Source organism: Mycobacterium sp. IDUB_9, from assembly GCF_055419505.1.
Genome location: NZ_JBVAXU010000004.1, coordinates 204,383 through 228,474 on the forward strand (window position 1 = coordinate 204,383; position 24,092 = coordinate 228,474).

The window sequence follows — 24,092 nt, forward strand, 5'->3', positions numbered from 1 at the left end:
AACCGTAATCTGCGTCACTTGCAACGATGGTGCAACCTGGCAAAAAGCTGTAGGTCCGACCTCTGTCTACCCGTCCAGCCCGTAGACGCCGGGTGCGAGGTCAGCCTGCTCCGCGAACACCTGCATCGCGACGAGCATCTGCCAGTGCAGGCGTTGCAGCCGTCCGGCGAGCTCCGGTCCGGGCTCGAAACGGCCACTCTCATCGGCCGGCGGAAGCACACCGAGAATGCGGGCCATGTCCACCTCGATGAAGGTGAAGTCGCCGTAGGGCCGCTTCGGATCCGCGGCGGCCGCCGGATACTCACCGACCGCGAGACGGTCTTCGGATTCGGAAACAGACGGCCACCGGATCTCGATGCCGCGCAACAGGCGTAGATGGTCGTCGCTGATCGCCACCTGACCGTCGGCGTCGAGCCCGAGGTCGGCATCCGTCACGCCGGTATTGCCGCCGTAGCCGCGCATCGCGTCGCTCACGTCGCTCACGTCGATGTTGCGCAGGGCGTAGCGGCCAGGTTCAAGTGCGCCGTGCTTCAACGTGCGGGTGAGGACGAAGTACATCTCCACGTGCCGCCGGGCGAGCTCCTCCTGGTCATCGGAGTCGAACGTGTCACCGAGCTGTGCAAGAAGGTCGCCGCGCCCGTACGGCCGTTCCGGATCGAGCATCGGCGCGCCCCGCTCGGCGCCGTCCCACGTAAACCGCATCTGTCGCATCAGGTCGATGTGGCGAGGCGTGATCTCGAAGGGTCCATCGCCGAACCACGCGCCGTCGGCCAAGGCACAAGGGGATTCGGGGTCGAGCCAGATCGCCGCAATCGGGGCGGGAACCTCCTTGTCAGCGGCGTCTTGGTCCGCGCCGCCCAGCTTGCGCAGCATCGTGTCGCGCGCGGCCGTGTCGAGGGACGCGGCGTGGTCGGCGCCGGTGCTGCGCGAGCGCCGGTACGCACCGACAAAGCTGGCCATGAACTTCAGGCGATCCAACATCGTCCGGCGCCCTCCTTCGCGAGCAGACGCAAAATTACCCGACGCTCCCGTGGGTTCGGGAAGTTTGGTCGGGGGAACTCACTCCTGGAAGCGGTAGCCCATGCCCGCCTCGGTCAGCAGGTGAACCGGATGTGACGGGTCGTCCTCGAGTTTGCGACGCAGCTGCGCCAGATACACCCGCAGGTAGTGGGTCTCCTTGGCGTAGGCCGGCCCCCACACCTCACGCAACAGCTCTTCGCGGCCCACCAACTTGCCGCGGTTGCGCACCAGCATCTCCAGCATGCCCCACTCGGTGGGCGTCAGATGTACCTCGGTGTTGTTCTTCGTCACCTTCTTGGCAGCGAGATCGACGGTGAACGAGGAGGTTTCGATGACGGGCTCATCGGTTTCGGAAGCTGCTGCCCCACGCCGTACGGCCGCGCGCAGCCGGGCCAGGAACTCGTCCATGCCAAAGGGTTTGGTGACGTAGTCGTCGGCGCCGGCGTCGAGTGCCTCGACCTTGTCCGACGAGTCGGTGCGGGCCGAGAGCACGATCACCGGTGCCGAGAGCCAACCACGCAGGCCGGCCAGTACGTCGATGCCCGACATGTCGGGCAGTCCGAGGTCGAGCACGATCACGTCGGGCCGGTGATCGGCGGCGGCGCGTAGCCCTTGCCCGCCGTCGGTGGCGGTGTCGACCTCGTAACCGCGCACCGACAGATTGATGCGCAGCGCGCGCAGGATCTGAGGTTCGTCGTCGATCACGAGGACGCGAATCTTGGGGGCGGTGGTGGATGTCATACGGATTCGTCCTTCGGCGGTGCGGCAAGGTCGATTTCGACGGTCAGACCGCCGCCGGGGGTATCGGTCGCCGAAATGGTCCCGCCCATGGCTTCGACGAATCCGCGTGCCACGGACAGGCCGAGCCCGACGCCGATGGTGGTGTTCTGATCACCGAGCCGCTGGAACGGTGCGAAGAGTTGTTCCTCGGCCCCACGCGGCATTCCGGGGCCTTCGTCGATCACCGCGATCAGTACCCGGTCGGCCACCTGCCCGGCGCTGACCCGGATGGGCCCGTCGGGTGCATACCGCAGGGCATTGTCGATCAGGTTGGCCAGCACCCGCTCCAGCAGCCCGGCGTCGGCCATCGCGACCGCATCGCCGACCTCGACCTTCACCCGGTCCAGGCCTTCGCGGGTGAAACCGGTGGCCCCCTTGCTGATTCCCAGCAGTGCGCGCTGCGTCGTCTCCTCCAGATACACCCGGCGCAGCTCGGGGCGGACCACGCCGGCCGACAGCCGCGACGAATCCAGCAGGTTGCCGACGAGCGCGGTGAGCGCGTCGACGGATTCCTCGATGGTGGCCAGCAATTCAGCGGTGTCCTCGGCGGAGAAGTCGATGTCCTCGCTGCGCAAACTCGACGCCGCCGCCTTGGCCGCGGCCAGCGGGGTACGCAGGTCATGGCTGACCGCCGACAGCAGCGACCGGCGTAGTTCATCGGCCTGCGCGATGGCCTCGGCCTTGCCGGCCTCCTCGGTGAGCTCGCGCTGTTTGACCAGCCCGGCAGCCTGTTTGGCGACGGCGCTCAGGACCCGGCGATCCCGCGCGGCCAGCTTGCGCCCGGCCATCAACAGCCAGAATTCGTCATCCCCGACTTCGATCGCGGTGTCGGCGGTGTCCACCTCGGCACACGGTTTCGTGCCGACGCACGCGACGATCTCTGAGGTTCCGTTCTGTTCTCGGAGCAGACTCACCGCTCGTTGGGAGTAGGTCTCCCGCAGGCGTTCCAACAGGGTGGTGAGGTCGGCGCCGCGCAACACCGACCCGGCGAACAAAGTCAGCAGTTCGGCCTCCTGCGAGGCCTTCCGGGCTTCGCGAGCCCGGCTCGCCGCGCCGTCGACGAGGGCGGCCACCGCCACCGCGACCAACAGCAGCACCACGACGGTGACGGCGCTGTCGGGTTCGGAGATGGTGAACGTGTGCCGCGGGTCGACCAGGAAGTAGTTCAGCAGCAGCCCGGACAAAAGCGCCGAAAGCCCCGCGGGTGCGACGCCACCGAGCAGCGCCACGATCAGCACGCCGATGAAGAACAGTGCGCTCTCGCCGCTGACACCGAGGTACGGGTCCAGCATAGTGACGATCACCAGGCAGATCGCCGACGGAACCACAAGGGCCGCAAGCCAGGACGCGATGTGGCGCTGCCGCGGTGTGGCCGTTGACCAGCCGAACCCGCGACGGGCCTGCTCATGGGTCACCATGTGCACGTCGATCTTGCCGGACTGCTGCACCACGGCAGCGCCGATGCCCTCGTCGAACATGCGGGCCCAGCGGGACCGCCGCGACGTACCGAGCACCAGCTGGGTGGCGTTGCGTTCGCGCGCGAAATCCATGAGGGCCGTGGGGACGTCATCGCCGACGACAGTGTGCAGGGTGGCCCCGAGGCTGGTGGCCAGACCCCGCACCTTGCCCATCTGGGGTGCCGACACACCCGAGAGCCCGTCCCCGCGGACAACGTGCACCACCATCAGCTCGGCACTGGATTTCGAGGCGATGCGGGATGCCCTGCGCACCAGGGTTTCCGACTCGACGCCACCGGTGACGGCAACCACGACGCGTTCGCGAGCCTCCCAGGTATCGGTGATCTTGTTGTCGGCGCGGTATTTGGCCAGCGCGGCGTCCACCTGGTCGGCCAGCCACAGCAGGGCCAGTTCCCTTAGTGCGGTGAGGTTTCCGCGCCGGAAGTAGTTCGACAGTGCGGCGTCGACACGCTCCGGCGCGTACACGTTGCCGTGGGACAGTCTGCGGCGGAGTGCCTCCGGCGTGATGTCGACCAGCTCGATCTGATCGGCCGCGCGGACGATCTCGTCGGGAACCTTCTCCTGCTGCTCGATTCCGGTGATCTGGGTGACCACGTCGTTGAGGCTCTCCAGATGCTGCACGTTGACCGTCGAGATCACGGTGATCCCGGCGGCGAGCAGTTCCTCGACGTCCTGCCAGCGCTTGGGGTTCTTGCTGCCCGGGGTGTTGGTGTGGGCGAGTTCGTCGACCAACACGACCTGCGGATTACGGGCCAGCACCGCGGCGACGTCGAGTTCGGGGAAGCGGCCTCCCCGGTACTCGACGTAGCGCGGCGGGATGGTCTCGATGCCGTCGATCAGATCGGCGGTTTTCTTGCGCCCGTGCGTTTCGACGACCGCGGCAACCACGTCGGTGCCACGCTCGAGCCGGCGGTGGGCCTCCCCGAGCATCGCGTAGGTCTTGCCCACACCGGGTGCTGCACCCAGATATATGCGCAGCTCACCGCGTTTGGTGGGGCTGGACGCCGACGTACTCACAAGACCATCATCCTCGTGCCTACAGCGCGTCGAGGGCGATGTTGAGTTCGAGCACGTTGACCCGCGGTTCGCCGAAGAAGCCCAGGGTGCGTCCGTCGGTGTGCCGGGCCACCATGGCGCGCACCAGCTCGGGGTTGAGACCGCGGGCCTTGGCCACCCGGTTCACCTGCAGATTCGCATAGGCCACCGAGATGTTCGGGTCCAGGCCGCTGCCACTGGCGGTGACCGCGTCGGCCGGTACCGCGGGGTCGGCGGGAGCGCTGCCGCGGATCGGCACGATCAGGCCCGCGCTGTAGTTTTCACCGGTCCTGGCGCATTCGACGCGCACACCTTCATAGGCGTTCAGGAACGGCGTCTTCGTGGTGTCGCACGGCTCGTTGACGCTGACCACCTTGGTCGGGTGGACGACGTTTCCCCGTGCATCCCGCGGCCCGATCACCGACAGCACTGCCCCGACCCCGCCTCCGGTGCAGAACGGGCGGGCCCCGTCGACACCGTCGAGCTTGCCGACGGCTGCGCTGCGTGAGCACACCAGGGTGAGCAGGCTGGGCTTGTCGGGTTGGTCGACAATGCTTTCCGGACCCAGGTTGCTCGCGCTGGTGGCCATCGGGTCGTACCCGTCGCCGGCCATCGACGGCCGGCTCTGGAAGTACCGCGGCAGGGGATTGCCGTCGGCGTCGGTGAACGACTGCCCGATCAGGCTGCTGCCCACCGGCTTTCCGTTCACCTCGATCAGCGATCCGTCGGCCCGCTCGCTCAGGCCGGGAATCTGGGCCACCAGCCAGATGAAGACCGGATAGCCGAGGCCCAGGATCACGGTGAGTACCAGCAGGGCCCGGAGGGCGGCTGCATGTTGGCGGAGCACGTTGGAGAATTTCATGTCACATTCCCGGGAAGAGTTGGACGACGAGGTCGATCAGCTTGATGCCGATGAACGGCGCGATGATGCCGCCCAGGCCGTACACGTACAGGTTGCGGCTCAACAACTTGGATGCACTACTGGGCGTGTAACGGACACCCTTGAGTGCCAAGGGGATCAGCACCACGATGATGATCGCGTTGAAGATCACCGCCGACAGGATCGCCGATTGTGGGCTGTGTAGCCGCATGATGTTGAGCAGGTCCAGGCCGGGGAACAGGGCCACGAACAACGCCGGGATGATCGCGAAGTACTTGGCGATGTCGTTGGCGATGGAGAACGTGGTCAGTGCGCCGCGGGTGATCAGCAACTGCTTGCCGATCTCGACGATCTCGATGAGCTTGGTCGGGTCGGAGTCGAGATCGACCATGTTGCCGGCCTCTTTGGCCGCCGAGGTTCCGCTGTTCATCGCGACGCCGACATCGGCCTGGGCGAGGGCGGGCGCGTCGTTGGTGCCGTCTCCGGTCATCGCGACGAGCTTGCCGCCGGCCTGTTCCTTCTTGATCAGTGCCATCTTGTCTTCCGGCGTGGCTTCGGCGAGGAAGTCGTCCACACCGGCCTCGTCGGCGATGGCCTTGGCGGTCAACGGGTTGTCGCCCGTGATCATCACGGTGCGGATGCCCATGCGCCGCATCTCGTCGAAGCGTTCCCGCATGCCCTGTTTGACGACATCCTTGAGGTGGATGACGCCGAGCACCTCAGCATTGCCGTTGAACACGTGGCCGACCACCAGCGGGGTGCCGCCCGCGGCGGAGATGCCGTCGACGATGTCGCCGAGTTCGGTTGGTACCCGGCCTCCTTCGGTCCGCACCCATTCGGCGACGGCGCCCGCAGCGCCTTTGCGCAGCCGGTGCTCGTTCGAGAGGTCGACGCCGGACATCCGGGTGTTGGCGCTGAATTCCACCCAGTACGCCTTGTCGAGTTCGCCGGGGGTGCGTCCCCTCAGGCCGTACTCCTGTTTGGCGAACACCACGATCGAGCGGCCCTCGGGCGTCTCGTCGGCGAGGCTGGACAGCTGTGCCGCATCGGCAAGTTGCTCGGGCGTGACACCGGACAGTGGGACGAACGCGGCGGCCTGACGGTTGCCGAGGGTGATGGTTCCGGTCTTGTCGAGCAGCAGGGTGTTGACATCGCCGGCGGCCTCGACGGCGCGGCCGGACATGGCCAGCACATTGCGCTGCACCAGGCGGTCCATGCCGGCGATACCGATCGCCGAGAGCAGAGCGCCGATGGTGGTGGGGATGAGGCACACCAGCAGCGACACCATGACGATGCCGGAGATGCCGTTCCCGTTGAGCGCCAGGCTGTCTGGGACACCGGGGTTGTTGGCCTTGGAGAAGATGGCCAGCGGCTGCAGGGTGGCGACGGCGAAGACGAAGATGATCGTCAGCGAGGCCAGCAGGATGTTCAGCGCGATCTCGTTGGGGGTCTTCTGCCGGTTGGCACCCTCGACGAGGTTGATCATCCGGTCGATGAAGCTCTCACCGGGCTTCTGGGTGATCTTGACGACGATGCGGTCGGACAGCACGGTGGTGCCGCCCGTGACGGCGCTGCGGTCGCCACCGGACTCCCGGATGACGGGTGCCGATTCACCGGTGATCGCCGATTCATCGACCGAGGCAATGCCTTCCACGACATCACCGTCACCGGGGATGACCTGGCCCGCCTCGACCACCACGACGTCACCCTGACACAAAAGGGGCGCCGCCACATCTTCTTCCTGGGCCTCGTGGCCCCGAGTGCCCGCAGACCACCCGGTCAGCCGGCGGGCCATGGTGGAGGTCTTGGTCTTTCGCAGTGACTCGGCCTGAGCCTTGCCGCGACCCTCGGCGACGGCCTCGGCCAGGTTGGCGAAGATCACCGTGAGCCACAGCCAGATGACGATCAGCGCGGAGAACCACGACGGATTCGGAACGGTGCACAGTGTTGCCGCTACGGCGCCGATCTCGACGATGAACATGACGGGATTGCGCCACAGCGTGCGGGGGTCGAGCTTGCGCAGCGCGTCGGGCATCGAGCGCCACAGCATCTTCGGGTCGAGGATGCCGCCCTTGATCTGGTTGGAACTACTGGGTTTCCGCTGAGCGGACGACGGTGAATCAAGCGTGGATACTGACATCAGTGAATTCCTTCAGCAAGGGGCCCGAGCGCGAGCACGGGCAAGAAGGTGAGGGCGACCAGGATCAGCGTGACTCCGGCGACCATGCCGACGAACTGGGGTCGATGGGTGGGCAATGTACCGATGGATTCGGGCGTCTTGCCTTGTCTGGCCAGGGATCCGGCCAGCGCCAGTACGAAGATGATCGGCAGGAACCGGCCGAACACCATCGCCAGGCCGAGGGCGGTGTTGTACCACTCGGTGTTGACGCTGATACCGGCGAAAGCGGAACCGTTGTTGTTGGCGGCAGAGGTGAAGGCGTACAGCACTTCCGAGAGGCCGTGTGGTCCGGTGTTGAGCATGCCCGCCCGTTGTCCGGGCATCGCCATCGCCACTGCGGTGCCGGTCAGCACGAGCAATGGGGTGATCAGGAAATACGTTGCGGCGAGCTTGATTTCCCGCGGGGTGATCTTCTTTCCCAGATACTCCGGGGTGCGTCCGACCATGAGACCCGCGATGAACACCGTGAGGATCGCCAGCACCAACATGCCGTACAGGCCGGAGCCGACGCCGCCGGGAGCCACCTCGCCGAGTTGCATGTTGAACATCGTGATCAGGCCACCGAGGCTGGTGTACGAATCGTGGAACGAGTCCACCGCGCCGGTCGACGTCAGCGTCGTCGCATCCGCGAACACCGCTGAGTTGGCCACACCGAACCGCTGCTCGACGCCTTCCATCGCGGCACCGGCGGCGGTGGGGACAGTGCCGTGGGCCTGCAGTTGGAACAGCATCATCAGGCTGACGCTGACGGTGGCGATGACGGCCATCGCCGCGGCGATCGCCAGACCTTGTTTCGGGCTGCCGACCATGCGGCCGAATGTCCGCGGCAACGAGAACGGGATCATCAGGATCAGGAAGATCTCCACCCAGTTGGTCCAGGTGGTGGGGTTCTCGAACGGGTGGGCGGAGTTGGCATTGAAGAAGCCGCCGCCGTTGGTGCCGAGAAGTTTGATGACTTCCTGGCTGGCCACCGGTCCACCCGGGATGGTCTGTGTTCCGCCGACAAGGGTGTTGACGACCTCGCTGTGCACAGCGAAGTTCTGGATCGCTCCGCCGCCGACCAGGATCAGGGCTCCGGCGATCGAAATGGGCAGCAGGATACGGAGATTGCCGCGCACCAAGTCGACCCAGAAGTTGCCGAGGTCGCCGGTGTTACGCCGGACCAGGCCACGGACGAAGGCCATCGCCACCGCCATGCCGACGGCGGCGGAGACGAAGTTCTGCACCGCCAGGCCGGCCATCTGCACCAGGTGCCCCTGGGTGGACTCACCCGAGTAGGCCTGCCAGTTCGTGTTGGTCACGAAGCTGACGGCGGTGTTCCAGGCCAGCGCCGGTGTCATCGGCGTGCCCGGATCGCCCAGATGCAGGGGCAGCTTGCCCTGCAGCAGCTGCAACGCGAACAGGAACAGGATGCTGATCGCGGAGAAGGCCAGCACGCTGCGGGCATAGGCGCCCCAGGTCTGTTCGGCCTTCGGGTCGGCACCGATCAGCCGGTAGATCAGGCGTTCCGCCCGCGAGTGCTTGTCGGTCGTATAGACGCGGTACATGTAATCGCCGAGCGGTACGTGGACTGCCGCCACCGCGACGATCAGGACAACGAGGAAGACGATCCCCGCGGTTGAAGTGGTCACTAGAACCTTTCCGGAAACAGCAGCGCCGCGAAGAGAAACAGCGCGATCAGGATGGCCAGGCCCAGGCCGACGACGTTTTCGTAGCTCACAGTCCCTCGACCAACTTCTGCACCAGGCCCAGCAGCGCAAAGATCGCCACTGTCAGCACGATGAACACCACTACGGACATGGGTTCTCCAACACGTTTTGGGGCCGCCGGATCTCGACGACTGATCAAGGGTGCGTCCGCAGCGGGGGGCCGGCCATGATCTTTATGTCTTCTTTACGCTCGGCTGCCGGACCTTTACGGGTTCTTTCCCGGGAGCCATGGATGTCCACGCCAGCCGGGTAAAGACGCCGTCGACAGCGCACGGATGCGGCGCACGAAACACGCAATTGCCGTCGAATTCTGCCGGCTCCGGACAGGCTGTCCGGCGCGCAGTCCTGGGTATTTTCGCCGTCAGTGTTCGGCTGCCGTACGGGCATTTACTCTTCAGGTGTAATTGCCTGAAAAGTGGGTCAATAAAGACGATGTGCCGGCATTAGCGGTCATTAGCGCAATTTCGTTTACGGCCGATGCCAGTTGGCATAACTATCCGGGCAAGGCAACGCTCGGACAGTAGCAGAGACAAGAGATGGACACCCCCCGGCGGTGCTGTCCGTGGCGCCGTATGCGCAGTTTTTGCGGGACGTCAACGCAGCGTGAATGTTTCGTTGCTTCGCATCAAGAGACCGCAAGGATCCGTCCGGCCCCCGGTCGGATCGGAAGACTCGAAGCGGGCGCATGCGGCATCGGGCCGGTGCGCGGTGAAGAGAAGGTTGTGGTGACACTGTCGACAGGCTTGCAGTCCACGTTCTTGGCGCCGGCACAGCGATCGCCCGAGCGAGAGGCGATGCGACGGTGTGCCACATGTTGCCGCTCGCTCGATCCGGTAGAGCTTGCCCTGCCCGCCTGGGCATTGCGGGACAACAACGTGGCCAAATGGGCACGCGATCACGGGTTGATCGTCGAGGTGCGCAGCAGCGGGGACCTCACGGTGGCGATTGGGACCGGTATCCATCCGATGCGCTTGGTGGTGCACGCCGACGGGTTCAGCGGTGACGAACTGGTGTTCTGCAGTGCGAACCTCGGGGTGGGCCGAGTGGTGGCGAACAGCGTCGAACAGATCCAGCTGCTGGCCTCGTGCGTGGTCCGGCACCGTCGGCAACGGGTGATCCTCGGGGTCACCGATGCTGACACGGTGGCCGCCGTGCTGAACGGGCCGCGCCTCGATCTCGTCGGTGTGTACCGCGAAATCGGCTCGGGTAAAGACTGTTTCACCGAAATTCCGGAGATGGTCGGTGATGTGGTCGCCGAGATGGCCGACATTCGCAGCACCCACGCTGTGGTGCTCACCCGGGTCTGGATCGGCGGCGGATTCGACTTCGGTACGGGGCCCGACGATCTTTCCGGGCTGGGCCGGGCGATTGCGATGACTCTCGACGATGCGTGCGCGACGCTGAGTTTCCCGCGACCGGTGGTGGTGGTCTCCGCGGGGCTGAGCAGCCGGCTGTAGGCCGCTTCCGCGTGCAGACCTGTACAGCGGACCTGCATCGGACATAAATTGAGCCGTGGGCCCGAAACGGCCCGAGGGCCGGCACCACGATCAGTCAGCGCCGAAAGCGTCGCTGAGGATTCTCGTTGTCGGTGCCGGGGTGGGTGGTATCTCCATCGCCCGGGGATTGCTGCGGGACGGTCATGACGTCACGGTGTTCGAGCAGCGTCCCGATATCCGGGCCGGCGGTGGGGCCGTCACCATCTGGTCGAACGGTGAAACCGTGCTGGCGCAACTGGGTGTAGTGATGGCGGGTGCCGGCCAGGAGCTGTCCACGGTGCGGGTCATGACATCGACGGGTTGTCCGTTGGGCACGTTGGACGTGACCACGATCGTGAAGCGGATGGGTGCGCCCGTCCGGATGGTTCCGCGCCGGCTTCTGCTCGAACGTCTGCTGGAAGGTTTTCCCGCTGAACGGATTCGGTGCAACGCGCAGGTGGTCGGCGTCGTGACCGGCAGGGGCGGGGCTCGCATCGATTTCGCCGACGGCAGTTGCGCGGGAGGCGATCTCGTGATCGGTGCGGACGGTCTGCACTCCACGGTGCGCGAGATCGTCGGCGCACCGCACGCGAAGCCGACGGGCTGGTGCAGCTGGCAAGGGCTGGCTGCGCTTCCGGACGCGGCCGATCGGCACGTCGCCTTCGTCATCGTCGGTGAGCACGGGAACCTCGGTCTCTGGCCGGCCGGAGACACCGAGGTGCAGTGGTGGTTCGACCTGCCGTGGTCGCCGGACTTCGTCAGGCCGGAACGCCCGATCGAGGTGATCCGCGCCAATTTCACCGGTTGGTCCGACCTGGTCGATCAAGTACTCGCGACGTTGACCGACGATGATCTGGCGCGCTCGCCCTACCCGCATTTCCGTCATCCGGTTCCAGGGCCGGGGCATGGAGCGTTGACGTTGTTGGGCGATGCGGCCCACACGATGCCGCCAACGCTGGCGCAAGGGACCAACCAGGCACTGCTCGACACGATGGTGTTGTGCAAGGCGATTTCGGACTTCCAGCACGGGGTCAACGGCGATCTGTCCGCCGCGCTGCGCCGGTACGAGAACACCCGCCGGCGTCGGGTTGCCGCGGTGTCCCGGGTGGCCTCGCTGCAGGTCTCCCATGGTGAGGCCGTGCTGCGGCCGGCGGCGATGGTTCCGGACCGGCTGATGACCTGGGTGTTGGCGACGTTCCTGCGGTTGGTGAGCCACCGCCGGATGGCCGCGGGAATCAGCAGGGGACTGGCGGACGTAACGGCCGCGGGCAGTGATGAACATGCCCGCTGAGGTAATACGGGTGCGGGGCGCCATCGATGTGCCGTCGCGTCGGCTGTGGCTCGTCAAATGGTGTGTGCTGGCCGTGCCGCACTATCCGATCCTGATCGGCCTCTACCTGGTCTATCCGCTGGTGACGCTCGCAGCGGGTATCGCCATCTTGTTCACCGGTCGGTATCCACGGCCCCTGTTCGATTTCAATGTCGGGGTGCTGCGCTGGTCGTGGCGCGTGATGAATTACCGGTTCCCGATGAACACCACCGACAAGTACCCGCCGTTTACCCTCAAGCCCCGGGCCGACTATCCGGGTGATCTCGAGGTCGCCTACCCCGAACACCTTTCGAGAGGGGCGGTTCTGGTGAAGTGGTGGCTGCTGGCGTTTCCGCAGATCATCATGTGCTGGGCGATGGAGGCGCCGCTGCAAGTACTTTGCGTCATCTCCGCGGTGCGACTGTTGGCGCGCGGCACGGTCTCTCCGGGGATGTTCGACCTCCTGATGGGACTTGTCCGGTGGCGCTACCGCGTCGCCGTCTATGTGTCGCTGATGAGCGACGAGTATCCGCCGTTTCGAATGGATCTGGGGGCCTCGGATTGAGGCACCGAAACCCGTTGTTCCCGTATGTGTATCGGCTCGGCATGCCGATATTCGACCGGCTGTTCTACCGCCGCTACCGCCGGTCGGCGATGAGCCATGCGACGGGGCGGTTGTTGATGGTCGGGGTGGGGCCGGGCACCGATCTGCTGTTCCTGCCGGACGCGGTGACGTCCGTCGCGGCGGTGGAACCCGATGCCGCGATGCGCCGGATGGCAGGCGCGCTGGCCCGGCGTCACGGTATCGACGTCGACGTAGTCGATGGGGCGGGCGAGTCGATTCCGTTCCCGGACAACAGCTTCGACTCGGTCCACGTCGGTCTCGTGTTGTGTTCGGTCGATGATGTGCCCGCCACCCTGGCCGAGATCCGGCGGGTGCTGGAGCCCGACGGCCGGTTGGTCGTCCTCGAGCACGTCCGTGGTGAAGGTTTGATGGGGCGATTCCAGGACCTGATCGCGAGGCCGTGGGCGTGGTTGTCGTCCGGGTGTGAACCGAACCGCCGCACCGTCGACGCCATCGCCGCGGCCGGGTTCGACACCAGCGAGTTACACCGACGACGCAGGACGCTGGTTCCTCCGCCGTGCACTCCACATCTGCAGGGGGTCGCGACTATTCGACGCTGACGGCCTCGATGATGTTGAGCCGCGCGGCCCGCCGCGCCGGCGGCAGCGAGCCCAGCAGGCTGATCGCCAGCGCGCCAAGGGTGAACACCAGCGCCATGGGACTGGGCCGGAATGTGACATCGAAATTCATGATGTCCCCGCTGACGAGGCTGAACAGCCACTGATCGACCAGGCCGATCAGCAATCCGAGGATGCCGCCCACAATGCCGATGGCCGCCGCCTCGGCCAGCACCATGGCCAGCGTGTATCGGCGGCTGGATCCCATCGCCCGCAGTACCCCGATCTCGCGGCGTCGCTCCAGCACCGACAGGGTCAACGTGTTGAGCAGCGCGACCGCGGCGACGAACACCACGATGATCCACACCGCGTTGGCGATCAGCATGCTTTGGTGCAGCGGTGCTTCGAGACCGGCCAGTGCGGTGGCGCCGTCGTAGGCGTAGTTCGGCGCGGGGACGACGTGACGGATGTTGGCCAGCAGGCGATCGGGATCGGTTCCCTTCACAGCGGTGACCTGCAGGGTCGTCGCGCCCGGTCGGTCGAACCAGGCGCGCATCTGATCGAGACCCATCCCGACAGTGCCGATCACTGTCGAGAAGTAGGGGACCAGCGCCAGCACCTTCGTCCGCCTCGGTCCGTGCGGCGTCTCCAATTGGAGATCGTCGCCCACCCGGACATCGAGGGTCTTGCCCAGATTCTGGGAGAGCACCACGCCGCGGCCCGCCAGCACATCGCCGCGGGTCTGGTCGTCGAGGGCGTGGAAGAGGGCGTCGTGGCTGCCGGGGGCGAAGCCGTCGAGCATGACGCGGGTGCCGCCGACGACGGCGAAGCCCAGGGCACCTTCGGTGACGTTCGCGACTCCGGGTACCTCGGTGACATTCTCGGTAAGACCTTGGGGCAGAAGGCCGGTGGAGTACTCGTCGGGCGGGTTGGCACTCACCCACGCGTCGACGTCGGCGACCGGGGCGAAGACGTCGCGTGCGGAGCGGATCATGTCGTTGTTCGTCCCGGTGATCACCACGGTCGTGACGACGGCGATCAGCACGGTCATCACGGTGGCCCACACCCGCCGCGGGGCACGCTCGACCGTCGCCGCCCCCAGCGCCCCGGCTGATCCGAACAGGCGCGCCACCGCGGCCGTCGCGGCGACGATGGGCCCGGCGAGCGCGAAACCGAGCGCGATCTGGGCGGTGAACAGCGCGGCGATCGCCACGAACGCGATCGAACCCGGTTGGTAGAACACGATCAGGATCGACGTCCCCAGCACCGCCACCGCCGCGATGCCGGTGACGATGCGCAGCCAACGCGGCACGTTGTCCGCCGCCGACACCCCGACCGGAGCCAGCGCCTCGATCGGCGAAACCTTGTACACCTGACGGGCCGCCATCGCCGACGCCGCCACGCTCGTCAGCGCCGTGGCGGCGATGGCGACCGGGATCGCGTAGTCGGGCAGCCAGTACTCGATCCGGGCTTCGAGGCCTTGGGTCATCGTCGGTGGCAGCCGGCCGATGGCCAGGCGGCCCAACACTATTCCGAGCAGTGAGCCGATGGTGCCGCCGATCAGCCCGAGGATTGTGGCCTCGGCGAGCATGTCTCGGACGATCGTGGCGCGTCTGCCGCCGATCGCGCGCAGCATCGAGATGACCGGGCGGCGTTGGGCGATCGCCATCGTCATCGTTGTGTAGATCAGGAATGCGCCGACCACCAGGGCGACCGCCGCGCCCATCAACGCCATGTAGTTCATGAGCTTGACGCCGTCGCCGGCGCGGGCCGCCCGCGAGCTCGGGGCGGCAACCAGGGCCCGGCCATTGACGGCTTTCGTGACCTGCTCGCGCACGGTGTTGAGGTCGGCACCCGGTGCGGTGGTGATCAGGATCGAGTCGAGTTGTCCTTGTCTTCCGGTGACGTTCTGCGCCAACGGGAGTGGGGCCAGCACGTAGTGGCCGCCGTTGAGATCGGCGAGCTGCTTTCCCTCAAGGACTTCGGCGACGGTGACCGACCCCGACCCGAGTTGGAACGTCTCGCCTTTGGCGTGACCGACGCCGGGGCCGACGCGGACGCCCTCGGCCGCTGTTGGCGCCTGGACCTGGACCCCGACCGCATCCTTCAGCGCGCCCTCCAAGGCGCGACTGCGGTCGTCGGCGCCGAACAACAGCACCGGCTCGGTCGCGGTCGGCGCGGACATCCGGATCATCGGCGCCGCGGTCGCCACACCCGGTACTTTCGCGACGTCGTCCACCACGGATTCGGGGAATCCTGCGTCGGTGACTCCCGAAACCTCAAGGGCGGCGACGCCGGCGACTCCGTCCGCGAGTCGATTGACCGATCCGGTGATCGACCCGAAGATGCCGAGGATCGCGACGAGATACATTGCCGACACTGCCATTACGGCGATCGAGGCGAGGGTGCGCCGCCGGTGCACGACGAGCTCGCGCAGGCTGAATACCCTCAGCCGGCTCATCCACGAAGACAGCACAGCTGCGAGTCTCACCCCGGCACCACCGACATCTCGTCGGAGCCGAGCCGGCCGTCCTGCAGCGTGATCACCCGGTCGGTGGCTGCCGCGGCCTCGGCATTGTGGGTCACCATCACCACGAGGCGACCGAGGCCCTCCTCGTGCGCGACCTCGCCCAGCAGGGTCAAAATCGCCGCACCCGTTGTCGAATCCAGGTTGCCCGTCGGTTCGTCTGCGAGGATCAGCGGCGGGTCCATCATCATGGCCCGGGCCACCGCGACGCGTTGCATCTGGCCACCGGACAGTTCCGACGGCCGGTGTTCGGTCCGGTTGCCCAGGCCCACGCGGTCCAGCAGTTCCACGGCCTGCGGTTTGACCTTGCCCAGCCGGACCCCGTCCAGGAGCTTGGGGACGGCCACGTTCTCCCAGGCCGACAGGGTGGGCAACAGGTTGAAGAACTGGAAGACGAACCCCACCCGGTGATGGCGGAACGCCGACTGCTGCTCGTCGCCCAGGCGCCCGATCTCCTCGCCGTCGAAGGTGATGGAGCCCGAATCGGGGGAGTCCAGCGCGCCCAGCAGATGCAGCAACGTGCTCTTACCTGCGCCGGAGGGGCCGATGACCGACACGAACTGCCCGCCGTTGAGCTGAAGGCTGATCTCGTCGAGGGCGCGCACTGTCTGGCCGCCGACCTTGTACTCGCGCACCACGTCGCGCAGTTCGATGGCCAGTTCGGGCATCGCAGCCTCCCGGGAGTCGGGATATGCGCAGCCTACGCCCGGTCCCCGCGTCGAACGTTGGCTTATGTGCGAGTTCTTGGCCGAACTTCGCACACAAGCCAACACTCACGGAGCGGTCAGGGAGGCGACCAACCGGGCCTTCTGGTCGGTGGCCGGGATGATGCGGGGATTGGTCAGTTGATAATGCCGGCCGCGATGCACCAGGTGGGCCGCACCGGCGGCCCGGACATTGCGCACCCAATCCGAGTGCTCGCCGTAGTTCAGCACCACCGAGACCGACTTGCTGTCGACGAACGCCATGACCGGAGTGCGGTACGGCTTGCCCGACTTGCGGCCGGTGTGCTCGATGACGGCCATGTACGGCAGCCATGGCGCCCACAACCGCTGCAGCGGGTTGGTGACGTACTTGTTGAAGCGGGCGATCACCCGCATCGCCCGTGGTCCCAGTGCTGCCGCGATCCGTTCGGCAACTACGGCAATCGAATTCGCGATACTGCTCGGCATATGCGGCCCCCGTCGCTTTCCCGCCCTGCGGCCTCATTCAATCAAGTGCGGTCCGCCGGCACCACGCGGGGTGCCAGGGTGCATTCCGGCCGAAAGTCGTGCCTTACCCAGCTGAAGAAACGAGTAGGCGACTACGCGCGTCGTGGCCGGCCAGCGTCGGAAGACTCTGTAGCGAATCCGCACCGCCCCAACAGGAGGTTTTGAAATGGCTCTTCCGCTTCTCAAGCTGGTGGACATGACTGGCCCCCTCGGCTTTCCGGAGTCCGTCGTCCTACTCCAAGTGCCCCAGCAAGGAGGAGGTGAACGCCGTCGGATGGGCCGGCTGACCATGACTCGAAATGACGAACTTGAGCGGAACTTATTTGTGTTCGACGATCAATCATTCCGGGCATTTGAGAACCCGCTTCAGTTCAGAATGGTCGTCGCTGACGATGGCGGACGGGACCTCGGAGAAACGATCATTGAAGCCAGCGACGTCAACAGTCCGAAGGACGAGCTGTTCATCAAGTTTTTCGTGAACGGGAACCCAGGCGGACCGTTTTACGAGCTTGGCTACCGCGTCCTCCCGGGCTGAAACCGCGCTGGGACGACGACCGCGCCGGCGGGTGACTGTCTGCCGGCGGACAGGGGGCCGGGTACGGTGCTACCGATCGCCCCCATAGCCCAATTGGCAGAGGCAGCGGACTTAAAATCCGCCAAGTGTCGGTTCGAGTCCGACTGGGGGCACTGATATCAGTGCATGTCAGAGCTGTTTTCGGGGGCTCTAACCGTCGGCCGATGGGGTCGGAAACGGTGGCGCGTCCGTGTCACGTCCGTGTACGGACACGAGCCGCCACCCGGCAACGAGGCCGGGTTAACTGGGTGAGCTCTGGACGGTTTCCGCAGTCCAAAATTCCGGTAGCCGCACACCGAACACCAACATGCCCAAGAGCGCCAGAACAAAGCGGCGCAGCTCCGGCACCTCTTTTGACAGCTGATACTCGGTAAGGCGATCGACGCTGCCATGCACCAACTCACTGCGTACCTTGTAGCGCCCGTAGAAGTAGTCCTTAGGCTTCTGACTTGCAAAACGCTCGGTGCCGAGGCAGCTCACCAGCTGGCGGCCTCTGCGCCCGATGGGGTCGAACTTGTCATCCTCGAGCGCTTCGGCAACGTCTTGGCGTAGATCGGCGTCGATATCGGTCATCTCATCCAGTTGCTGCTTGAGCGCGTCGAGCACGTCAGCGACGTCGCGGGGAGCCACTTCGCGCGGCGGTAAGAGCGCTTCGATTGCGGTGACTAACAGGATGAAACTTGTTTCAGGGTTGTCCTCGAAGTACGCGGCATGCACCAGCCCATAGGCCAAGAGCTGCTGCGACGTTATCTCATAATTACGACTGGTGATCCATGGAATCGTGTAGGTCACTAACCCGTGTATTCCCTGCATTACGTAGCCCTCAGCGAAGAATCCCCCTGCCCCAGATTGCTTACCGGCTTCGAAAACGAGCAGGCCAGGATCATCCCTTAGACGTCGTTGTTGAGGGCTTTGGTAGTACGGCGTACCGAAACCCTGGTGAATCGGGTTGTCAGCGGAACCAATCTTGATGCCAACCAAGTAGTGAGCGAACGCGATTGTCAGGTGGTTCCGCCACACAATGCCAGCCTGGTACGCCGCCTCAAACGTTGGAAAGTCCCGCCCAGTCAGGCGCAGTTCCAGCGCACCTTGTATCTGTGCACCTTCGGCCGGACCGCACAGCTCAACAACACCATCGGGGCCGTCGGGCAGGACGACGCTAGTCACTTCGACAAATCCCGTCTCGGGATTGGGTTCCCCCAATAGGCCCGCGCTGACTGCATCGCTGAGCACCAACCGATTGTGAAACGAGTACGTCATGCGCGTGATGCTGCCACCTCAAGACGGGTCTGCGGGCCGCTAATCCCTGCGGACAGGTTCATGGTAGCGAAGGTATGGCGCAGATCGTGAAAACGGACAGCTCCGAGACCTAATGCTCTCCTCGCGGGCTGCAAGTAGTACTCGTACAGGCTTGCGGCACACAGGCGTAACCCATCGAACGCATGGCGATTGCATCGGCCGAGACAGGGGAGCGTGGCCGTACTTGCCGGCAACTCCGGTCGCGCCGACTCCGCCGCGGCGAAACCAGCAAACCAGTCACCACTGCTCGCCATCGGGACGGGCTTCGCGCTGGATTACCCGCCGGGGCTTGAGGGCTGGCACCTATTGACCCGGCGGCCTTGGATAGCTTCGATAAAAGCGAAGTAGCGCAACAACAATGGTTTCCATTTGGTACTAGGACGACGTGGCTCGCCCGTTACAGCATGAGTTCCTTCGGTTTTGGGCTCTCCTGTCACGGTCGCTCGGGTATTTGCGTAGACCTGTTGGATGAGTTTTGGATCGCGCACACGAAAGCGGAACCCCGGAGCCTGGCAAGGCTTCTATCTCAATTGAGGTGCTGATGACTCAGGCCTGCCCCAATCCTTCGGCACCTTAAGGAATTTCATGCTGACACTCTGGCTGTCTGGACAGTCCGGGTCGGCAGAGGCCCAAAATTTCTTGACAAATCCGCCGCCCGCGACCAACGGAGCTTCCTGTTTCCATTGCCAGCCGTTCCGGTCGAAGTATCCGAAGCTAGTCCCAGCGGTCGGGAGGTCGGTGCCTCCGAGGTTCGACACCACAGACGGGCCACCAGGCGGAATTGTTGAAGCGCGGGGAATATGAACCACCAACGCATCTGGTCCGACGGTGCCCTTCTTGTCTGTCCTGGCAACGTCGCGCTGAATCGCAACCATCAGACGTGTGGCATCGTTGACTCCATCCCCGTTTTGAAGTGCCCTCCTCACATACCGGGTGAGCAGATTGTTTTGTTGTGCGTTCAAAGCGGCGCCAATGGAATGGGTGCCTGACATCTGACCGGGACCCATCGCGAGTTGCCAGATTTCAAACTGTGTCGGGTCGGCCGACGCGTTGGTCTGCATGTCCATGTTGGTGACGCAGGTGATGGCCGGGCCCTGGTGGTACTCATCAAACCCGGCAATAACGATCGCTAGTCGGCGATCCCAATCTCTGCGGAGCTTCTTCATACGCTTCCCAGCCTCAGCTCCAAGTGCCTGCACGCCATGTTCGAAGTGCCAATAATCCGAAAGAACTTCGGCCATCCACATCGCGGTTGACTGAGTCTGGCGGGGGTTGATGCGGGCTATGCCAGTGAAACCCACGGTATAACGGTCATTCCACAGCACCAGTTTGGTGTGGAAGTCGTCCACCAAGTCACCGTTCTTACCTTTTGTGAGTCGGCGATCTGAGACCTGGATTATCCGGTCCTTGGTGAACACCGTCTGGATAAGCGTCATAGGTCTGCACGTTATGTGACGGTGGCGACAAAAGGGTCTGCTGCACGATCAGGTGGCAGTGCGGGTCACGCGGACTGACTGGCGGGTGTGGTCTTGATTGCTTCGTATTCGATCGGGGTCAACCACCCCAGGGCCGGACTGGCGTCGGCGACGGTGGTAGGTCCGCTCGATCCAGGCTCAAGACGGAATACCGTTGTAAGTCGACGTCACAGACTCGACGGTCGCATGAATACGCCACGCCCGCACACGCATTCGACCTCGCGGGTAGTCGGGGGCGGCGTTGCCTGCGTGGCTAGCTCCTGGGCCACTCGACCTACACGTTGGCGTTGAACACATACTGCGACATGATCCCAGCGGAGCAGTACGCGGACGACTTGCCCGAACCGCCCCCCGGCAAGCCCGCCGAGCTACCGAGCAAGGTGGTTAATCTGTTTGCGCACCAGGCGAGATAGGCGAAGGCTCTCGGCCCAGGTCGGCAGCGGCCTTGCGAATAGCCAGGACAAACGTGCGTTGAGAGGCGCGCACCTTTTCGGCCTCCGCATCAATGCGGGCAAGCATTGGCCGCTCTTCTCTCGGAAGTTCTCGGCGCGCTTCTCTCCAGTTTTCCGCGACTAGCAAGAACAAAGCCGACATGGTCTCGAACAGGATCTTGACTTCATCCGCTACTTCGTCGGTGACAAAAGCGATGCGCCGACCGAGCATCGGGACCGTGGCGGATTCATTGTTGATCTCGTGCAGCATCCGATCCGCTGCTCCCGGTTTCGCAAGATCCCATGACACGCACCCGCGCAGGCGTTCAGTTGCCATCTCGGACGTCTGGAGCAGTTCATCAGCCAGACTGATGAGCTTGTCGCGCTGCCACCTAACATGTTCTCTTTTGTCAGACGCATCTATGGCACGTTCGTTCGTTCCGTTCGTCTTGTAGACGCTGTAGAGCGCGACCACCGCGACCAGCATCGACCCGAGGAGTCCGACGGCAGGCGGCAGCCAAGGCTGCCACCGCCCCGTGTGATTCACGATCTCAACGATCAGCGGATCGGCTAGTGGCGTCGGCGTCCCAAACACGGCCTAATCGTCCCACCGGCCTCCGACGCAGAGATCCAGCCGCGCCGCCTCTCATCCGCCAAGTGTCGGTTCGAGTCCGACTGGGGGCACCGACACGACCCGGGTTCGTCAGTACCGGCCAGCGGGTTCGACGAAACCGCGTTACACGGTGCCTGGGACGGAACCAGTTCGGCCGCAGCTCACGTCGTCTCGCGGCTTCGCCGATCACTATGGGCTCTGCGGCGCGCGTGCCGGTGGCAGCAGTTTCCTGTTGTGTTCTTGTGCGGCCACGTAGGCCCAGACCATGCCGCCGATCCAGGTGAACACCAAGAAGAACCAGGCGATCCCGACGGTGAAGATTCCGATGAAGAACAGCAGCACGTTGATACCGAACGTGATGAACGCCCCTGGCACGGTGGCGTAGAGCATGCCCAGGCAACCGAAGAGTCCGGCCAGCAGGGCGGCGAGCCCAGGGCTTTTCGAGGCCGCATGCGGGGCGTATCTGTTGGTCTGGACCGGCGGCGGGGCTGAGTACGGGTAGGGGTTTGCACCGCTTGCGCTGATGTATCCGGGCGGGGGGCTCAGATCGGGCAGCAGCGGCCTCGATGGTGGCGTGGGTATTGGCACCGCTGGCGGATGATTGTCATCGGGCTGGCTCATGATTGCCCCTTGCTTGTTCGGTGAGGTGAGGCTACCGCCAGCGGAAACCACGTGGGCGCAAACATCCAACGGCCACCCGATCACGGGTGGCCGTTGGGTTCGCAGACAGATCAGCCTTTGTCGAGCAACCGCTCGATGTTGTTGACGCCGAACGGGGCGAGGCCGGACTTCTCGTCGCTGGCGATCACGATGAACCCGGGGCCCTGGTGGTTCTTGGTGATCAGCAGAGTCTCGTTGCTCATGTTCACGTCGGTGCCCGCCTTCTTCAGTGGCGCGACGATGTCGGTGTTCAGCGCAGCGAAGAAGTTCTGGTCGATGTTGTCGGTGTGCCAGGCCCGGTAGCCGCGCGGGCTCTTCTCGATCTGGTCCTTCTCGTTGTGGCCGCGCACACCGATCACGGAGTCCTTCCAGCCCTTCACGTCCTTGGTGACCTTGTGGTTCTTGACGGCCTGGTCGATGTCGGCGCGGGCTGTGGGATCGAGCAGAGTCACGTGGACGTGGAGCTGCTCCTGGCCGCGGTTGTCGGCGGAGTTGATGCCCAGCGCCCAGTCCGGTGCCTGGCCCTGGTTGCCCGGCGGCAGAATGCTGACCTGCTCAAAGGCATCCTTCAAGTAATGGGGAGCATTGGCGTCCAACAGGTTTGCGCATTCGATGCCGGTCTCGCGGGCCGTCGGGATCACCAGCAGGTCGGTCAGTTGGGCGGGATGGTGTCCTTGGCGCACCGCATAGCCGCGGGACTTGTCGCCGGCGGGCCACACGACGTCGATGGCGCCGTCCTTGTGCTGTGGGCTGGCGTGCTTGACGTCGTTCCAGAGCGCGACATGCTTGTCGGCGGGATTTCCGCACGGTCCGAAGTCGGTGACCTGTGCGCCGGCGGCCGGCGCGAGGCCGAGCCCGAGTGCGGGCACGACCGCCGCGGCGGCGACGAGTGCGGAGCGGCGGACGAAGCCGATGGTGTTGATGGTCATGTGATGTCCCCTCGGTGGGTGTTGGTGTGTTGAAAACACCATCCCGTCTGGGAGCCACCGAGTCTGTCCGCTGGTCAGACCATGAATCGCCGGAATCGTGGGTCCACCGATCGGGGGAACGGCCCTACGATCGGTCGGTATGACCAGCAAGCCTGCTTTGATTCTGGCCTTCGCGGCACTGGCCGCAGCGGTCCCGACAATCACGCCCGCGCCGGCAGCGGCTGCGCCCTGCGCAGATGTGATCGTGGTGTTCGCCCGCGGCACCAATGAACCGCCTGGCCTCGGCAGTGTCGGCGGCCCGTTCGTCGACGACCTGCGGGCCCGGGTGGCGCCGCGCACCGTCGACGGAACCGCGGTGGACTACCCGGCCAACAACGACTTCCACAACAGCACCCCGGCCGGCACCGACGCGGCGCAGTCCCTGATCGAGTCCATCGCGGCCAGTTGTCCGAACACGAAGATGGTGCTGGGCGGCTACTCGCAGGGAGCGGCCGTCATCGAACAGGCCACCACCGCAGCGTCTCCCCAGACCGCCGATCACGTGGCGGCCACCGCACTGTTCGGTACGCCGCGCACCAGCTTCTCAGGCCTCCTGGCTTCCGGGATGCCGCTGCCGACGCTCGCCCCGCAGTACGCCGCCAACTCGATCGACCAGTGCAATGAGGCCGACCCGATCTGTTGGGAAGGTGGCTGGGACATGGGTGCCCACGTGTCCTATGTGCAGTCCGGAAAGGTTGCGCAGGCAGCCGATTTCGCCGCCGGCCGACTCTAGTTCCGGTCGCCCAGGCACCGCGGTGCGTTCATACTGCACACATGCGTGCCCGCGTCGGCATCGCGGCGCCGACGGCTGCGATCACACTGTTGGTGGGTTGTACGTCCGGGGCCGGCCTGTCCGAGGTGAAGATCGTGCTCGACGGCGACGTCCACACCCTGGCCGCGCAGGTCACCTGCACCAGGTTTCCCGACGGCAACCTGCTGATCTACGCATCGCCATCGGCGACGGACCACCGACGAAGCGTTCGATTGATGCTGACGACGGCACACCGCCTGGTCGTCACGGCCGCGGGGTTCCATATCCCCGAAGCCAATGGCTTCACCAAGGACTCGCGTGAGATGACGGCCATCAAGGTCGACGACGTCTACACGATCAGTGGACGGATGCCTGCCCAAGAAGGGCCCGGGTGGCGCCAGGTGAAGATCGAGATCACCTGCCCCGGCTATCAGCGGCCGAAAGGCACACGTGACACCGTGCCCGCGCTCGGGAGATCCTGACCAGACCGGATGGTCGGCAATCATCTGCATCCCGTGGCCTCACAGGCGATACTG

Annotated in this window: 23 protein-coding genes, 1 tRNA gene and 1 pseudogene; 8 read left to right on the forward strand and 17 right to left on the reverse strand. The window is 65.1% G+C overall.

The window, feature by feature from the left end; translation table 11 throughout:
* Positions 1 to 66 precede the first annotated feature (66 nt).
* From ACZY08_RS19035 to ACZY08_RS19070, 8 genes are all read right to left on the reverse strand, one after another.
* On the reverse strand, positions 67 to 981 hold the full coding sequence (locus ACZY08_RS19035; protein WP_463746182.1) for a hypothetical protein: 915 nt from the start codon (positions 979 to 981) through the stop codon (positions 67 to 69).
* A 78-nt stretch (positions 982 to 1,059) separates the two neighbouring features.
* Entirely contained in the window at positions 1,060 to 1,761 is a 702-nt protein-coding gene (locus tag ACZY08_RS19040; RefSeq protein WP_463746183.1) for a response regulator, read from the reverse strand.
* Positions 1,758 to 4,295 carry a DUF4118 domain-containing protein gene (locus ACZY08_RS19045; RefSeq protein ID WP_463746184.1) on the reverse strand — a complete coding sequence of 846 codons (2,538 nt, stop codon included), beginning with the start codon at positions 4,293 to 4,295 and terminating at the stop codon, positions 1,758 to 1,760. Before ACZY08_RS19045 ends, ACZY08_RS19040 begins: the two co-directional genes overlap by 4 nt.
* A 19-nt stretch (positions 4,296 to 4,314) precedes the next feature.
* Positions 4,315 to 5,175, reverse strand: a complete 861-nt coding sequence (locus ACZY08_RS19050) for a potassium-transporting ATPase subunit C (protein ID WP_463746185.1) — start codon at positions 5,173 to 5,175, stop codon at positions 4,315 to 4,317.
* A 1-nt stretch (position 5,176) separates the two neighbouring features.
* Positions 5,177 to 7,333 (reverse strand): potassium-transporting ATPase subunit KdpB, encoded by a 2,157-nt coding sequence (gene kdpB, locus ACZY08_RS19055; protein WP_463746186.1) that lies wholly within the window; start codon positions 7,331 to 7,333, stop codon positions 5,177 to 5,179.
* On the reverse strand, positions 7,333 to 9,003 hold the full coding sequence (kdpA, locus tag ACZY08_RS19060; RefSeq protein ID WP_463746187.1) for a potassium-transporting ATPase subunit KdpA: 1,671 nt from the start codon (positions 9,001 to 9,003) through the stop codon (positions 7,333 to 7,335). The genes kdpB and kdpA overlap by 1 nt, the downstream gene beginning before the upstream one ends.
* Positions 9,003 to 9,092, reverse strand: a complete 90-nt coding sequence (locus tag ACZY08_RS19065) for a potassium-transporting ATPase subunit F (protein ID WP_019347277.1) — start codon at positions 9,090 to 9,092, stop codon at positions 9,003 to 9,005. Before ACZY08_RS19065 ends, kdpA begins: the two co-directional genes overlap by 1 nt.
* Positions 9,089 to 9,220: a hypothetical protein gene (locus ACZY08_RS19070; protein ID WP_463781838.1), complete on the reverse strand. Its 132-nt coding sequence runs from the start codon at positions 9,218 to 9,220 to the stop codon at positions 9,089 to 9,091. Before ACZY08_RS19070 ends, ACZY08_RS19065 begins: the two co-directional genes overlap by 4 nt.
* Positions 9,221 to 9,806: 586 nt before the next feature.
* Between ACZY08_RS19070 and ACZY08_RS19075 the strand changes: the two genes are divergently transcribed.
* The 4 genes from ACZY08_RS19075 (at position 9,807) to ACZY08_RS19090 (ending at position 13,050) form a co-directional block, all read left to right on the forward strand.
* Positions 9,807 to 10,538, forward strand: a complete 732-nt coding sequence (locus tag ACZY08_RS19075; protein ID WP_463746188.1) for a type III PLP-dependent enzyme domain-containing protein — start codon at positions 9,807 to 9,809, stop codon at positions 10,536 to 10,538.
* A gap of 112 nt (positions 10,539 to 10,650) precedes the next feature.
* Entirely contained in the window at positions 10,651 to 11,847 is a 1,197-nt protein-coding gene (locus ACZY08_RS19080; protein ID WP_463746563.1) for an FAD-dependent oxidoreductase, read from the forward strand.
* A 10-nt stretch (positions 11,848 to 11,857) separates the two neighbouring features.
* The gene (locus tag ACZY08_RS19085) at positions 11,858 to 12,430 is read left to right on the forward strand and encodes a DUF4389 domain-containing protein (protein ID WP_463746564.1); all 573 of its coding nucleotides are present in this window, start codon (positions 11,858 to 11,860) and stop codon (positions 12,428 to 12,430) included.
* A complete protein-coding gene (locus ACZY08_RS19090; RefSeq protein ID WP_463746189.1) occupies positions 12,427 to 13,050 on the forward strand; it encodes a class I SAM-dependent methyltransferase in 624 nt (207 codons plus the stop codon). The genes ACZY08_RS19085 and ACZY08_RS19090 overlap by 4 nt, the downstream gene beginning before the upstream one ends.
* On the opposite strand, the gene ACZY08_RS19095 is transcribed toward ACZY08_RS19090, so the two are convergent.
* The 3 genes from ACZY08_RS19095 to ACZY08_RS19105 form a co-directional block, all read right to left on the reverse strand.
* Positions 13,037 to 15,508, reverse strand: a complete 2,472-nt coding sequence (locus ACZY08_RS19095) for an FtsX-like permease family protein (RefSeq protein WP_463746565.1) — start codon at positions 15,506 to 15,508, stop codon at positions 13,037 to 13,039. The two genes, ACZY08_RS19090 and ACZY08_RS19095, sit on opposite strands and share 14 nt — an antisense overlap.
* 26 nt (positions 15,509 to 15,534) lie before the next feature.
* Positions 15,535 to 16,242 carry an ABC transporter ATP-binding protein gene (locus tag ACZY08_RS19100; RefSeq protein ID WP_463746190.1) on the reverse strand — a complete coding sequence of 236 codons (708 nt, stop codon included), beginning with the start codon at positions 16,240 to 16,242 and terminating at the stop codon, positions 15,535 to 15,537.
* 105 nt (positions 16,243 to 16,347) lie between these two features.
* Positions 16,348 to 16,674, reverse strand: a complete 327-nt coding sequence (locus ACZY08_RS19105; RefSeq protein WP_463746566.1) for a nitroreductase family deazaflavin-dependent oxidoreductase — start codon at positions 16,672 to 16,674, stop codon at positions 16,348 to 16,350.
* Positions 16,675 to 16,951: 277 nt separating this feature from the next.
* Between ACZY08_RS19105 and ACZY08_RS19110 the strand changes: the two genes are divergently transcribed.
* Together ACZY08_RS19110 and ACZY08_RS19115 are read left to right on the forward strand one after the other, a co-directional pair.
* Positions 16,952 to 17,320, forward strand: a complete 369-nt coding sequence (locus ACZY08_RS19110) for a hypothetical protein (protein ID WP_463746191.1) — start codon at positions 16,952 to 16,954, stop codon at positions 17,318 to 17,320.
* A 78-nt stretch (positions 17,321 to 17,398) separates the two neighbouring features.
* A tRNA-Leu gene (locus tag ACZY08_RS19115) sits at positions 17,399 to 17,472 on the forward strand.
* Positions 17,473 to 17,599: 127 nt separating this feature from the next.
* Here ACZY08_RS19115 and ACZY08_RS19120 read toward each other — a convergent pair.
* The 6 genes and pseudogenes from ACZY08_RS19120 to ACZY08_RS19145 all read right to left on the reverse strand — a co-directional run bounded on the left by ACZY08_RS19120 (position 17,600) and on the right by ACZY08_RS19145 (position 22,766).
* A complete protein-coding gene (locus ACZY08_RS19120; protein ID WP_463746192.1) occupies positions 17,600 to 18,619 on the reverse strand; it encodes a hypothetical protein in 1,020 nt (339 codons plus the stop codon).
* Between the two features lie 44 nt (positions 18,620 to 18,663).
* Positions 18,664 to 18,850 (reverse strand): annotated as a pseudogene (locus tag ACZY08_RS19125) (tyrosine-type recombinase/integrase); the annotation flags it as partial.
* 329 nt (positions 18,851 to 19,179) lie between these two features.
* Positions 19,180 to 20,094, reverse strand: a complete 915-nt coding sequence (locus tag ACZY08_RS19130; RefSeq protein WP_463746193.1) for a hypothetical protein — start codon at positions 20,092 to 20,094, stop codon at positions 19,180 to 19,182.
* 423 nt (positions 20,095 to 20,517) lie between these two features.
* Positions 20,518 to 21,159 (reverse strand): hypothetical protein, encoded by a 642-nt coding sequence (locus tag ACZY08_RS19135; RefSeq protein ID WP_463746194.1) that lies wholly within the window; start codon positions 21,157 to 21,159, stop codon positions 20,518 to 20,520.
* Between the two features lie 207 nt (positions 21,160 to 21,366).
* A complete protein-coding gene (locus tag ACZY08_RS19140) occupies positions 21,367 to 21,798 on the reverse strand; it encodes a hypothetical protein (protein ID WP_463746195.1) in 432 nt (143 codons plus the stop codon).
* A 110-nt stretch (positions 21,799 to 21,908) separates the two neighbouring features.
* Positions 21,909 to 22,766 (reverse strand): CDP-diacylglycerol diphosphatase, encoded by an 858-nt coding sequence (locus ACZY08_RS19145; protein ID WP_463746196.1) that lies wholly within the window; start codon positions 22,764 to 22,766, stop codon positions 21,909 to 21,911.
* A 139-nt stretch (positions 22,767 to 22,905) separates the two neighbouring features.
* On the opposite strand from ACZY08_RS19145, the gene ACZY08_RS19150 reads away from it, so the two are divergent.
* Positions 22,906 to 23,538: a cutinase family protein gene (locus ACZY08_RS19150; protein WP_463746197.1), complete on the forward strand. Its 633-nt coding sequence runs from the start codon at positions 22,906 to 22,908 to the stop codon at positions 23,536 to 23,538.
* Positions 23,539 to 23,579: 41 nt separating this feature from the next.
* The gene (locus ACZY08_RS19155) at positions 23,580 to 24,038 is read left to right on the forward strand and encodes a lipoprotein LpqH (RefSeq protein WP_463746198.1); all 459 of its coding nucleotides are present in this window, start codon (positions 23,580 to 23,582) and stop codon (positions 24,036 to 24,038) included.
* The last annotated feature ends 54 nt before the right edge of the window (positions 24,039 to 24,092 follow it).

Excerpts from the sequence above, each read along its gene's own strand:
- ACZY08_RS19110 (WP_463746191.1), top strand. The coding sequence starts at position 16,952 with ATGGCTCTTCCGCTTCTCAAGCTGGTGGACATGACTGGCCCCCTCGGC.
- ACZY08_RS19105 (WP_463746566.1), bottom strand. The coding sequence starts at position 16,674 with ATGCGGGTGATCGCCCGCTTCAACAAGTACGTCACCAACCCGCTGCAG.
- ACZY08_RS19130 (WP_463746193.1), bottom strand. The coding sequence starts at position 20,094 with ATGACGCTTATCCAGACGGTGTTCACCAAGGACCGGATAATCCAGGTC.
- kdpB (WP_463746186.1), bottom strand. The coding sequence starts at position 7,333 with ATGTCAGTATCCACGCTTGATTCACCGTCGTCCGCTCAGCGGAAACCC.
- ACZY08_RS19040 (WP_463746183.1), bottom strand. The coding sequence starts at position 1,761 with ATGACATCCACCACCGCCCCCAAGATTCGCGTCCTCGTGATCGACGAC.
- ACZY08_RS19100 (WP_463746190.1), bottom strand. The coding sequence starts at position 16,242 with ATGCCCGAACTGGCCATCGAACTGCGCGACGTGGTGCGCGAGTACAAG.
- ACZY08_RS19155 (WP_463746198.1), top strand. The coding sequence starts at position 23,580 with ATGCGTGCCCGCGTCGGCATCGCGGCGCCGACGGCTGCGATCACACTG.
- ACZY08_RS19120 (WP_463746192.1), bottom strand. The coding sequence starts at position 18,619 with ATGACGTACTCGTTTCACAATCGGTTGGTGCTCAGCGATGCAGTCAGC.
- ACZY08_RS19095 (WP_463746565.1), bottom strand. The coding sequence starts at position 15,508 with ATGAGCCGGCTGAGGGTATTCAGCCTGCGCGAGCTCGTCGTGCACCGG.
- ACZY08_RS19035 (WP_463746182.1), bottom strand. The coding sequence starts at position 981 with ATGTTGGATCGCCTGAAGTTCATGGCCAGCTTTGTCGGTGCGTACCGG.
- ACZY08_RS19140 (WP_463746195.1), bottom strand. The coding sequence starts at position 21,798 with ATGAGCCAGCCCGATGACAATCATCCGCCAGCGGTGCCAATACCCACG.
- ACZY08_RS19150 (WP_463746197.1), top strand. The coding sequence starts at position 22,906 with ATGACCAGCAAGCCTGCTTTGATTCTGGCCTTCGCGGCACTGGCCGCA.
- ACZY08_RS19050 (WP_463746185.1), bottom strand. The coding sequence starts at position 5,175 with ATGAAATTCTCCAACGTGCTCCGCCAACATGCAGCCGCCCTCCGGGCC.
- ACZY08_RS19145 (WP_463746196.1), bottom strand. The coding sequence starts at position 22,766 with ATGACCATCAACACCATCGGCTTCGTCCGCCGCTCCGCACTCGTCGCC.